Origin of the sequence: Kineothrix alysoides (assembly GCF_000732725.1) — a bacterium.
In the GTDB taxonomy this organism is placed as follows: Bacteria; Bacillota; Clostridia; order Lachnospirales; family Lachnospiraceae; genus Kineothrix; species Kineothrix alysoides.
On the sequence record NZ_JPNB01000002.1, the window covers coordinates 1,390,647 to 1,402,575 of the forward strand.

Genomic DNA, 11,929 nt, shown 5'->3' on the forward strand with positions numbered 1-11,929 from the left:
GAAATACAGTTGATAGGATAGATTAAGAGGAGAAGTTATGAGTAGATGGAGAAGGAAGCTGACCATCGCAGCAGCTTTTTTCATATTTGCATTTATGCAGATGGGATATCCGGTGCAGGCGAAGGCCGGGAATACTATTGAAAGCGGCATTTATGTGGGCCAGATAGATGTTTCCGGGAAGACGGCGGCGGAAGCTGAGCAAATGGTTGAGGAATATATAAATAACTTGAAGGAGACTCCGGTCACGCTTCAGGCGGTGAATAACAATGAGATAATTGTGACCGCAGGTGAGATGGGGCTTACATGGGCGAATCCTGAAGTTGTTGAGGATGCTGTCGCGTTCGGCAAAAAGGGAAATGTGGTGCAGCGATATAAAGCGTTACAGGATTTGCTGCATGAAAATAAAGTGTTTGAGTTAAAGTATGACTTGGATAAAGAGTTGATTCGCAGCCTTCTCGAGGGACAATGCGGACAATATAACGTGGAAGCCCAAGATGCCGTCCTTACCAAGACGGACAGCGGATTTTCCGTAATACCGGGTCAGACCGGATATGTGGTGGATGAAGAAACATCCTTACAGCAGATATACGATTACTTTTTAAACGATTGGAATTTTGAACCGGTACGTATTGCGCTGGCAGTTATTGTAGATGAGCCCAGAGGAAATGCGGAGGAACTTGCCAAGGTAAAGGATGTGCTGGGAACCTTCAGCACCAGTTTTTCTACTTCTGGCCGTGACAGAAGCGAAAATGTTACGAATGGTTGTAATCTGATATCGGGAACAACGGTGTATCCGGGAGATGAATTTTCTACGTATAATGAGGTATCCCCGTTTACGGAAGCCAACGGTTATTATATGGCAGGCTCTTATTTGAACGGACAGGTAGTGGATAGTTTGGGCGGAGGTATCTGTCAGGTGTCTACCACCTTATATAACGCAGTGCTGCTTTCGGAGCTGGAGGTGACGGAGCGCCACAATCACTCTATGATAGTCAGCTATGTCGATCCTTCGGCAGATGCTGCGATTGCAGAGTCGTCAGGAAAGGATTTCCGCTTTATCAACAATACAGAATATCCTATTTATATAGAAGGGAAAACTGCGAATAAAGTTATCACATTTACGATATATGGTGTTGAAACCCGCTCTCAGGAGCGCAAGGTTTCCTATGTGAGCGAAGTGCTGTCCGTAACCAATCCGGATACGGAAGTAATTTATACAGATCCGGCAATACCTCTCGGTCAGGTGATTACGCAGTCTGCGCATATCGGTTATAAGGCGAAGCTTTGGAAGGTGGTAACGGAGAACGGTGTAGAAGTGAGCCGTGAACAGGTGAACAGCAGCAGCTATAAGATGGTGCCGCGTACGGCTACCGTAGGCTTGTCTACCAATGATGTGAACGCATATAATCAGATGCTGGCGGCAGTGGCTACGAATAGCATAGACCATGTGAAAAATGTGGCAGCTTCTTTGGCACAATTCGCTACGCCCAATGCAGCTCCGGTAGATCAACAGCAGATAGAGGCGGCAGAACAGCCGGCGGAGCAGCCAGCGGAACAACCGGCAGAATAAGAAGCTTATATGCGTACTAAAGCACACAGACGGGAGCCATAGATGAAAGCAGGAAAGATAATGGAGAACGTCTATAAGCGTTCGGTCCTGAAACAGATAAAAATGAAAAGAGAAGAAGTATTGATTGGCGCAGGAATAGGGGAAGACTGCGCCATTTTTTCTTTTAAAGGCGAGGAGCTTACTGTAGCTTCCTCCGCTCCAATGGTGGGATATGGTCCGGAAGGTGAACGGTCTGCCCTATATTCGTGCGTGAACCGGCTTGCGGCGTCGGGAGCAGAGCCGGTAGCAGTAATGATATCCGGCTTTTTCCCTGAATCTGCGGAAGAGTCCGATATTAAGAATATGATGCTTCGGATGGAAGAAGAATGCGGGAAGCTGAAGGTGCAGATTGCGGAAAGCTCGGTAGAAGTAACAGGTGCAGTAGTAAGCCCTGTTCTTAGCGTGTCCGGCATCGGTAAAGCGAAGAAGGCTTATGACAGCTCTGTGAGGAATGTAAAGCCCGGGCAGGACGTAGTGGTGAGCAAGTGGATAGGCTTGGAAGGAACCGCGGTAATAGCGCGGAGAATGGAAGAACCGCTCCTTACGAGGTACCCGGTCCGTCTGGTGGAAGAGGCGAAAGAATTGGATAGATTTCTGTCGGTTGTTCCAGAGGCGGCTACTGCCGTTAAGTCCGGCGTTCGTGCAATGCACAGCGTTACGGAGGGCGGGATATTCGGTGCCCTTTGGGAAATGTCGGAAGGAGCAGGCGTTGGACTGGAAATTGATTTGAAAAAGCTGCCGGTAAAGCAGGAGACTATCGAGGTCTGTGAGTTTTTTGAAATCAATCCTTACGAGCTTCTATCGGGAGGATGTCTCTTGATGGCGGCGGATAACGGCCATGATTTGGTAAAGGCGCTGGAACAGGAGGGAATCCCTGCGTCGGTAGTGGGGAAGACCACGGACAGTAATGACAGAGTTGTCATAAATGGAGATGAGAGAAGATTCTTAGAGCCGTCCAAATCGGATGAGCTGTTTCGGGTACTTTAAAGGTGAAATGTGCCATATAATGATTGTATAATGTAAAAAGATGCTGCCTCATAGAGGCGGAATGGAGGAAGTATGAGAGAGCAGATTTTATCGATAATAGAAAAGAACAGCCGTATAGATGTGAAGGAGCTGGCAGTCATACTGGGGGCGGAAGAAATCGATGTGGTAAACGAACTGGCGGCTATGGAGAAAGAAGGCATTATATGCGGCTATCATACGATGATCGATTGGGAAAAGACATCCATCGAAAAGGTAACAGCCCTTATCGAGGTTCGTGTTACACCTCAGCGAGGTCAAGGTTTTGATAATATTGCAGAGAGGATTTATAAGTACCCTGAGGTAAATTCTGTATATTTGATTTCTGGTGGTTTCGACCTGCTCGTTACTCTGGAAGGAAAGTCTTTGAAAGAAGTGTCTGCTTTTGTATCCGACAAGCTTTCCGCCTTAGATACCGTTCTTAGTACGGCGACCCACTTTATACTTAAAAAGTACAAGGACCATGGCACAATTTTAACCAAAAAATATGAAGATGAAAGGGAGAAAATTACGCCATGAGAAATCCACTAGCTGACAAGGTTGTTAATATCAAGCCATCCGGCATCCGAAAGTTTTTTGATGTGGTGAGCGAGATGCAAGACGCGATTTCCCTCGGCGTAGGAGAGCCCGATTTCGATACGCCTTGGCACATCCGGGACGAGGGCATTTATTCCCTCGAAAAAGGACGCACCTTCTACACCTCGAATGCGGGGCTGAAAGACTTAAAAATAGAAATTTGCAACTATTTAAATAGGAGTCAGGGCATCGACTATCATTATAATAACGAAGTTATCGTGACGGTAGGCGGCTCCGAGGCAATCGATATTGCGCTTCGCGCCATGATAGATGGCGGCGAGGAGGTACTGATTCCCCAGCCAAGCTATGTATCCTATGAGCCATGTACGATACTGGCAAACGCAGTTCCGGTCATTATCGAGCTGAAAGCAGAAAATGAATTCCGCCTGATGCCTGAGGAGCTTCTGGAAGCCATTACAGAGAAAACGAAGATACTGATTCTGCCTTTTCCCAATAACCCGACGGGTGCGATTATGGAAAGGGAGGATTTGGAGAAAATTGCTAAGATTGTAATCGAGAAAGATCTTTTCGTTATTTCCGATGAAATTTACGCAGAGCTTACATATAAGGAAAAACATATATCCATCGCTTCTCTTCCGGGAATGAAGGAAAGGACTATATTGATCAACGGTTTTTCCAAAGCGTATGCCATGACGGGATGGAGGCTCGGTTATGCCTGCGGACCCAAAGAAATTATGGAGCAGATGATTAAAATCCATCAGTTCGCCATTATGTGTGCCCCTACCACCAGCCAGTATGCAGCCGTGGAAGCACTTAAGAACGGGGATGCGGATGTGGCTCAGATGAGAGAGGCATACAATCAAAGGAGACGTTACCTGCTGCATAGCTTTAAGGAAATGGGGGTGGAATGTTTCGAACCCTTCGGCGCATTTTATGTATTTCCCAGTATTAAGGAATTTGGGATGACAAGCGAGGAATTTGCCAACCGTTTTCTTCAGGAGGAAAAGGTAGCAGTAGTGCCTGGAACGGCCTTCGGCGATTGCGGGGAAGGTTTCCTTCGTATCTCGTATGCGTATTCATTGGAGAATTTGAAGGTTGCTATCGGAAGACTGAAGAATTTTGTGGATAAGTTGCGTAAGGAGCAAGGGAGATAGTGTATAAAGAAAGATAGGGTATAAAAAGTCAGCGTATAAAAAAGAATGAATATAAAAAAGAGGGATTCCTCAAGACATTGCATGACTTGGGAACCCCCTTTTTTTGTATTATAGATAATGCTTTGTTGCTGATATTCTTCTGAGCAGAGGAATGAAGGTTGAAAGAAAAACTTTCAACTATTGATTTCCTGTCCACCAGAGAGGATATGGATATAAGTTTGAAAGAAGTGCACTTTCATCCTTCTTGATTCGTAACCCGCTAAAGCGGTAGATAGGAGCAAAATATATTCCGGCAGCTTCCTTCGGATAAAATTTATCGTTTAGGCAAAAGGGCATCTATTGAATAAAATATTCTACAGTTATATTTACTTCAACGTCCATTTCGCCAGGCATAATATTTGCACCGGTATCGGCGAGCATTTCTTTAGTGACGGAAGCGTTCATCTTAGAGGAGAGGGCATTATCCGTGTAGCGCGCTTCACCGTAATTGCTGTTCTCCACTATGTTTGCAACGCTGCCGATAGTACATTCTCCGGCTTCGGCAAGAGCCAACGCTTTTGTCTTTGCAGAGCCAACGGCGAGCTTTAAGGCTTCCTGATAGGCAGAATCGTAGCGGCTTGACTGGTAGGTAATGGACTGGATATTATTGATTCCCGTGCTTACGGACTGTGTCAGGATGTTACCAAGATCATCAATCGGCAAACCTGATACTGTTAAAGTAGCTGTAGCTTGATAACCGGTAATCTTTTGCGTATTGCCGCTGTAATCGTAGATTGGATACATGTAGTAATCCGAGGTTTGAATAGAGGCTTCAGCAATGCCCAAAGCCTTCAGTTGTTCGATGACCTTATTTACATCCTCTGAATTTTTGCTCTGACATCCTGCGGCATCCTTTGCCTGGGTCTGAACGGAATACACAACTTGGGCAATATCGGGAACGACCGTTACTTTCTCATTACTGTTAACGGTAATGGTATTTTCTGACGAGCCGAAGGCAGCAACACTGACCGAGGGGGTAGCAGGTGCGGTCGGAACAGTAGCAGCAGTAGCTGCGTTAGCCTCTTCCACAACCTCCATAGTAGCATGAGCGGGCGCTGCTGAGGCAGAACTTGAAGCACTTGAAGCGCTTCCGCAGGCGGTCAGCCCCAAAGTGCCGGCGGCAAACAACGCTGCTGCAATAATCCTTTTTCTTTTCATATAGATAATCATTCCTTTCCTCATGGCCTGCAAGCTGAAACAAACAAGCACAATGTTTCCAATAAATTTTTGTTGTCCTTATGGTATGTAAAGTTTTTCTCATAATAGAAGGAGAAAATACCTGCGTGGGTATTTCTTAAGAAATCGTTTGGTATATGTGGAGGAACCTTATCTAGAGTATACTTGAATTCTCGTAAAAAAACAGATATAAAGCCATTATTTAAAAGAAAATTAAGAATGGTGTGTTTACAGGAAATCTAACGATAGAGAAATGCGATAAATGTGCCATTTGTGATAAGGAAGCATGTAGAAAAACGCATATGTTCCGTCTTAATTCTTCGGCATCATTATGAGTATAATCTTTGCAGCGTGACTGATCAGCCTGTCAATACATATTGGGTTAGATTCTGTATTATTCAGAAGGGAAGGTACGGTGGCAGCTATGGGGATATGATACAGAAGCAATTTTCTATATTTGACAATTATACATAGTTTGGTATAATGTACTTACAGAACAGCCGATGCGATAGCGCAAACCTATCCGCTCCGGCGAAACTTATACTAAAAAATAGTCGTTAGCTTGTCAGGGCAGGACGGCTATTTTTTATGTAACTTTATGGTTAAAGCAATAATGCCAGTAATCATAACGACAAAGGAAATTAAATCACTCCATGTCACGTACATAATCACCACCCCTTTCCTCAGAACTCGGAACGGATGGTATGAACCGCCCACCGGCTGCCTTATAAATACATTATATTCATTTTTAACTTTAAATAGCCATTAACCAAAGCTTCGAGACATGCATTTTCTAATCGTTCAGCCTTTGTGCAGCTTTCAGCTTGTTGTATATATATTTCTTCTTGTTGCCTTTCACCTTTGAGATGTGGAAATATAGAGGCCGAGTGCTACCCTATGATGGAAGAGCATCTGCTTGTGTTAAATCTATAAATTAGAGTAACTTAAGGGTTTATAAACATCGTGGAAGTAGGAGGAAAAGTATGATATAATAGGCGGATGTTAAAAGAATAGTAGAAATAAAGCTGTTAAAGATAGAATGAAACAGGAGGATATCAGAGATGAATATTGTATTGCATCAGCCGGAGATTCCGGCGAATACGGGGAATATAGGGCGTACCTGTGTGGCGACGGGAGCTACGCTGCATTTGATAGAGCCTTTAGGCTTTAAATTGAATGAAAAGGAAATCAGGCGCGCAGGGATGGATTACTGGGAGCATCTGGATGTAAGAACATATATGAACTTCGAGGAATTCATAGAAAAGAATCCGGGAGCCAGAATATGGATGGCGACTACCAAAGCGAAGCATGTATACACAGACGTCCGATTTGAAGAAAATGACTATATTATGTTCGGGAAAGAAAGTGCGGGCATTCCGGAGGAAATTCTGGTAGATTATGAGGAAACCTGTATTCGTATTCCGATGCTCGATAAAATCCGCTCGCTGAATCTGGCGAATTCCGTGGCCGTCGTACTCTATGAAGCGCTTAGGCAGAATGATTTTGAAAGCATGAAGCTGACGGGAGAGCTTCACAGGCTGAACTGGAAAGAGTCAAATACCCCGTAGCAAGCTTGTGCTGGGCTCATCGCTCACGGGAATAAAGTTCGCCTGTCAGTCTTCGTCATCAACATTCGTCTTCGCCAGCGAAAAGATAAATTCTGAGCCAACGCCCTGTGTGCTTATAACATTGATGTGCTCGCCATGAGCATGAATAATTTCCTTTGTTATGGAAAGCCCCAGTCCGGTGCCTTTTTTATCCTTTCCTCTGGAGGAATCCGATTTATAGAAACGATCCCATACTAACTTCAAGTCTTCTTTTGGTATGCCGATACCGCTGTCCTTTACGGAAACAAATACCTTATTATTTTTTATATTGGTTTCAATCTTGATGACAGAGTCATGGTGGCTGAATTTAATGGCGTTATCCAAAAGATTGTATAGTACCTGCTGAATCTTTCCCATATCAGCATTGACATACATGGTATCGCCGGTAAGCACCAGCTCGATTGCGATTGTCTTGCTGCGGCAGGTCCCTTCAAAGGAAGCGGCCGTATTGCGGATGATGCGGTTCAGCTCGAAGTTAGTCCTGTCGAGTAACATTCCCTTTGTATTCAGGTTATTTAGAGCCAAAAGCCCATTTGTAAGCTTGTGCAGCCTATCCGTTTCATTTAAAACAATATTTAAATACTTTTCATGCATTTCAGGGGGAATCGTCCCATCCAGCATCGCCTCCAAATATCCTTTGATAGAGGTCAAAGGAGAACGGAAGTCGTGGGATACATTTGCCACAAATTTTTTCTGGTCATCCTCGGAACGGGCAATTTCGCTGGCCATATAGGAAAGTGTGGCAGCGAGATAACCGATTTCATCCTCGCTGTCCACTTGAAACTCATAGTGCATATTGCCGCTGGCATATTGTTCGGTGGCTTCTGTGATTTTGCGAAGCGGCAGGTAAACCATCTCGGTAAAGAATATCAAAATAATAAGGGACAGCAAAAATAAGATAATCAGCATAATATAGGAAATATTCAGCAGGCTGTCGCTGGAGGCACGGATATAGCTCATGGGCATATGAATCACTACATATCCCTTTACCTTAAAATTAGAGGTAATCGGAGCGAATACGCTCAAAGTCTCGTTATTGAAAGTATCGAAGAAGGTGCCTACCGTATAGTAAGATGCGGCGGTAACAGTAGCGTCAAAGTTCTTGATTACTACTTCATTTGCCACGTCCACAGGAGCGGAGGAATCGAGAATCATACGGCCGGAAGGATTGATGATCCAAATGGTGGCGGACAGATAAGTGTCCAGAGCGTCCAACTGACTCTTTACCGTATCCAGCGAGGTCTCACTGTTATATAAATCCGAAGCGTAGGTATTGGCAATCAAGGTAGCTTCTTTATAGAGGGAATCCGCCTTTTCCCGCTTGATGTGCTCCAATGTCATACTGGAGACGAAGGTAGCAACTACGATAAAGCCGAAAAAACCGAAGATAATATATCCCAGGACGAATTTCAAGTAGAGAGTCTTTCTCATAAAATTATCAGCTATCCTTTCACATTTTTACTTCGAATTTATAACCGATGCCCCATATAGTAGCAATGCGCCACGTATCATGGTCTTTTATTTTTTCCCGAAGTCGCTTGATATGTACGTCTACGGTTCTCGTATCTCCTATATACTCGTACCCCCAGATTTGATCGAGCAACTGCTCTCTGGTGAACACGTGGTTAGGAGAAGCCGCGAGAAAATACAAAAGTTCCAACTCTTTGGGAGGCATATCCACTGTATTTCCCATATAGACAACGGAATAATTGGTTTGGTTGATGATGAGATTGGGGTATTCCACACTTTTTACGTCCGAGGCTTCGGAAACTGAGGTTATAGGTTTGTAGCGGCGAAGAACCGCTTTAGCCCTTGCTACCAATTCCTTGGAGTCAAATGGCTTTTCCATGTAGTCGTCAGCACCCAGCTCCAAGCCGAGAACCTTGTCGAAAATTTCCCCCTTGGCCGACAGCATAATAATCGGAATTGAAGATTTGGCACGTACCTCCCGGCATACCTGATAGCCATCGATACCCGGAAGCATCAAATCCAAAAGAATCAGATTCGGACTGAAGGTATCTACGGCCGTAAGTGCGGATTCCCCGTCGTTTACAATCATTGTCTCAAAGCATTCCTTTGTAAGATAAAGGGCAATTAACTCCGCTATGTTGTTGTCGTCATCTACAATTAAAATTTTCTGTTTATTAACCATTGTAATTACCCTCCCGGTATTTTAATGATGGTCGGCATATGAAAAATGCCGTAGCTTATGATTTAAAAGTTGCAATGGTAACGCCTGCGTCTCCTTCTCCAAATTCACCCAAGCGATAAGACTCTACATATTTCGCCTTCTTCAAGTGTTTCTGTACGGCATTCCGCAATGCCCCGGTGCCCTTTCCGTGTACGATGCGCACACTGGGAAGATGGGCCAGATAGGCATCGTCCAGATATTTGTCCAGTTCTGCCAAGGCTTCGTCTACTGTCTTGCCCAATAAATTGATTTCCGTAGAAATGTGGTAAGATTTAGACATCTTTATCTTGCTGCCGCCGGAACGCTGCAAGACCGGTGAAGACACCGCCTCGTCATCAAAAAGAACTAAATCCTTGATGTTTACTGCCGAACGTATGATACCGCATTGTACGAAAAGGTTCCCCTTATGATCAGGCAGAGAGCTTACCGTTCCTTTGAGGCCCATAGATAAAATCTTTACACCGTCACCCAGCTTAAGCTGATCCGGCGTCAACTGCTTTTTCTGAGGTTGGGCGGACTTTAAGGCGAGCTTATCATTTTTCTGGGAAATTTTGTCCCGCACCTTTTCCCGGGATTTCTCCAAATCCTTCATGGAAGCTCCCGGTCCGGCTTTCTGGAAGACACGGATCGTTTCGTCGGCAACATCCTTTGCCTCTTGCAAAATGTCTCGTGCCTTCTCATTCGCCTCGCGCAGAATTCGCTCTCTGGTCTCATCTATTTTTTCCTGCTTGGACTTTAGCTGCTCCTTGAGGTTCTTGATCTCCTCCTTGTAAGAGGCGATTTCAAGCTGCTCCTTCTCTATAGTGATGCGGCTATTCTCCAAGCCGGAAATCAAATCCTCGAAGCTTTCCTTTTCCTGACTGATCTGTTCTCTGGCTGCGTCGATAATATAATCGGGAAGCCCCAGCTTTGAGGAAATGGCGAAGGCGTTGCTTTTGCCCGGGATGCCGATCAATAAACGGTAAGTGGGCTGCAGCGTATTGATATCGAATTCACAGCAGGCATTTTCCACGTTCGGGGTAGAAAGTGCGTATACTTTTATTTCGCTGTAATGAGTGGTAGCCATGGTACGTATTTGCTTCTTATGAAGATTGTCCAATATGGCGATGGCAAGGGCCGCGCCTTCCGTAGGGTCTGTTCCCGCGCCGAGCTCGTCGAACAGGCAGAGGGAATTCTCATCCGCATTTTTCAGTATAGAGACGATACTCGTCATATGGGAGGAAAAGGTACTCAAGTTCTGCTCGATGCTCTGCTCATCTCCGATATCCGCATAGACCTCGGTAAAAATAGAAAGCTCCGAGCGATCCAAGGCAGGTATGTGAAGCCCGGCCTGTCCCATTAGGGTAAACAATCCGACCGTTTTTAGAGAAACGGTCTTGCCGCCGGTGTTCGGTCCGGTAATAATAAGCAAATCGAAATCCTTACCTAGATAAATATCGATAGGAACCACCCTTTTCTTATTCAGAAGAGGATGTCGGCCTTTGCGGATATTTATATAACGGCTGTTATTAAATATAGGGACGGTAGCATTCTGTTCCATAGCGAGGGATGCCTTGGCAAAGATAAAATCGAGTGAGGTCATAATTTCCTGATTCTGAGAGAGCGCTTCAATATGCTCGGAAGCTTGAATGCTCAGATTTGCCAGAATAATTTCGATTTCTTCCTGTTCCTTCAGCTCCAGCTCTTTTAGCTGGTTATTCAGGCTTACAATAGCGGCCGGCTCGATAAATAAAGTGGAGCCGGTAGAGGACTGATCGTGAATCATACCGGGAACCTGCCCCTTGTGTTCTACTTTGACGGGAATACAATAACGGTTGTTACGCATCGTAATTACCGCGTCCTGAAGGTAAGTACGGTAAGAACCGTTTACCATAGCGTTAAGCTGGGAATGGATTTTATCTCCGGTAAGCATCATGCTTCTTCGAATGTGCTTTAAGGTGGAGCTGGCATCATCGCTGATTTCTTCTTCCGAAAGAATACAGCGGCGGATTTCGTTCGCAAGAGGAGTCAAAGGCTCCAAGCCTTCAAAAAACTCGTCCAGAGAATCTTTAAAGTCACCATCCCGTTCGCTTCGCCCGTAGGCTTTAATTCGGTTGACATTTTCCAGTAAGCCGGCAATTTTCAATAATTCGGCAGTGGATAAGGAGCTTCCGATGCTGAGAGATTTCAGAGTATATCCCAGATCCTTATTGCCTCCAAAGGAGGTGGAGCCTTTCTTAAATAAGCGGGACAGGGCGTCCGAAGTCTGCCTCTGTGCTTCGTTGATCGCATCTAAATCAGTAAGAGGCTGTAAATCACGGCACAGCCCGCGCCCCAAATCGGAGGAAGCCTTTTCCACCAGCATGCCTATGATTTTGTTATATTCTAATGTTCGTAATACTTTCTCGTTCATATGATCCTTTTCTTTTTCCTGACTGATAATTTTTATTGGATTATTTCACGGTATTTGGCGGCGTCCGGCGTTAAAAAGCCGAAGAAGAGATTTTTATCTAGTATATCATAGGAGAGAGAAAATTACTATCGGCGAAGAGGGGAGTTTGGCAAAGATTTATTGTTACTGTTCACTCCGTTCACAGCAACCATGATTTCTGCA

The 11,929-nt window shown here is 44.9% G+C and carries 9 protein-coding genes; 5 read left to right on the forward strand and 4 right to left on the reverse strand.

All coding sequences use genetic code 11. The features are described from left to right. The first annotated feature begins 37 nt into the window (after positions 1-37). The 4 genes from CC90_RS0117420 (at position 38) to CC90_RS0117435 (ending at position 4,323) form a co-directional block, all read left to right on the forward strand. A complete protein-coding gene (locus CC90_RS0117420) occupies positions 38-1,570 on the forward strand; it encodes a VanW family protein (protein ID WP_031392001.1) in 1,533 nt (510 codons plus the stop codon). Positions 1,571-1,612: 42 nt separating this feature from the next. Then, positions 1,613-2,596, forward strand: coding sequence for an AIR synthase-related protein (locus CC90_RS0117425; RefSeq protein ID WP_031392002.1), 984 nt, complete (start codon positions 1,613-1,615; stop codon positions 2,594-2,596). Between the two features lie 72 nt (positions 2,597-2,668). Continuing rightward, the gene (locus tag CC90_RS0117430; RefSeq protein WP_031392003.1) at positions 2,669-3,151 is read left to right on the forward strand and encodes an Lrp/AsnC family transcriptional regulator; all 483 of its coding nucleotides are present in this window, start codon (positions 2,669-2,671) and stop codon (positions 3,149-3,151) included. Continuing rightward, positions 3,148-4,323: an aminotransferase class I/II-fold pyridoxal phosphate-dependent enzyme gene (locus tag CC90_RS0117435; protein WP_031392004.1), complete on the forward strand. Its 1,176-nt coding sequence runs from the start codon at positions 3,148-3,150 to the stop codon at positions 4,321-4,323. The genes CC90_RS0117430 and CC90_RS0117435 overlap by 4 nt, the downstream gene beginning before the upstream one ends. A gap of 336 nt (positions 4,324-4,659) precedes the next feature. Here CC90_RS0117435 and CC90_RS0117440 read toward each other — a convergent pair whose 3' ends face one another. Further along, positions 4,660-5,520, reverse strand: a complete 861-nt coding sequence (locus CC90_RS0117440) for an SIMPL domain-containing protein (RefSeq protein WP_031392005.1) — start codon at positions 5,518-5,520, stop codon at positions 4,660-4,662. Between the two features lie 1,079 nt (positions 5,521-6,599). Between CC90_RS0117440 and trmL the strand changes: the two genes are divergently transcribed. Then, positions 6,600-7,106, forward strand: coding sequence for a tRNA (uridine(34)/cytosine(34)/5-carboxymethylaminomethyluridine(34)-2'-O)-methyltransferase TrmL (gene trmL / locus CC90_RS0117445; protein WP_031392006.1), 507 nt, complete (start codon positions 6,600-6,602; stop codon positions 7,104-7,106). A 45-nt stretch (positions 7,107-7,151) separates the two neighbouring features. Here trmL and CC90_RS0117450 read toward each other — a convergent pair whose 3' ends face one another. Genes CC90_RS0117450 through CC90_RS0117460 form a run of 3 tightly spaced genes read right to left on the reverse strand, consistent with a single transcriptional unit; the run spans position 7,152 to position 11,728 of the window. Continuing rightward, positions 7,152-8,576 (reverse strand): sensor histidine kinase, encoded by a 1,425-nt coding sequence (locus tag CC90_RS0117450; RefSeq protein WP_031392007.1) that lies wholly within the window; start codon positions 8,574-8,576, stop codon positions 7,152-7,154. Between the two features lie 19 nt (positions 8,577-8,595). Beyond that, positions 8,596-9,297, reverse strand: coding sequence for a response regulator transcription factor (locus CC90_RS0117455; protein ID WP_031392008.1), 702 nt, complete (start codon positions 9,295-9,297; stop codon positions 8,596-8,598). Between the two features lie 55 nt (positions 9,298-9,352). Continuing rightward, positions 9,353-11,728 carry an endonuclease MutS2 gene (locus CC90_RS0117460; protein WP_031392009.1) on the reverse strand — a complete coding sequence of 792 codons (2,376 nt, stop codon included), beginning with the start codon at positions 11,726-11,728 and terminating at the stop codon, positions 9,353-9,355. Positions 11,729-11,929: the final 201 nt, after the last annotated feature.

Bases quoted from the DNA above. Each gene is read 5' to 3' on its own strand.
- CC90_RS0117420 (WP_031392001.1), top strand. From the start codon at position 38: ATGAGTAGATGGAGAAGGAAGCTGACCATCGCAGCAGCTTTTTTCATA.
- CC90_RS0117425 (WP_031392002.1), top strand. From the start codon at position 1,613: ATGAAAGCAGGAAAGATAATGGAGAACGTCTATAAGCGTTCGGTCCTG.
- CC90_RS0117430 (WP_031392003.1), top strand. From the start codon at position 2,669: ATGAGAGAGCAGATTTTATCGATAATAGAAAAGAACAGCCGTATAGAT.
- CC90_RS0117435 (WP_031392004.1), top strand. From the start codon at position 3,148: ATGAGAAATCCACTAGCTGACAAGGTTGTTAATATCAAGCCATCCGGC.
- CC90_RS0117440 (WP_031392005.1), bottom strand. From the start codon at position 5,520: ATGAAAAGAAAAAGGATTATTGCAGCAGCGTTGTTTGCCGCCGGCACT.
- trmL (WP_031392006.1), top strand. From the start codon at position 6,600: ATGAATATTGTATTGCATCAGCCGGAGATTCCGGCGAATACGGGGAAT.
- CC90_RS0117450 (WP_031392007.1), bottom strand. From the start codon at position 8,576: ATGAGAAAGACTCTCTACTTGAAATTCGTCCTGGGATATATTATCTTC.
- CC90_RS0117455 (WP_031392008.1), bottom strand. From the start codon at position 9,297: ATGGTTAATAAACAGAAAATTTTAATTGTAGATGACGACAACAACATA.
- CC90_RS0117460 (WP_031392009.1), bottom strand. From the start codon at position 11,728: ATGAACGAGAAAGTATTACGAACATTAGAATATAACAAAATCATAGGC.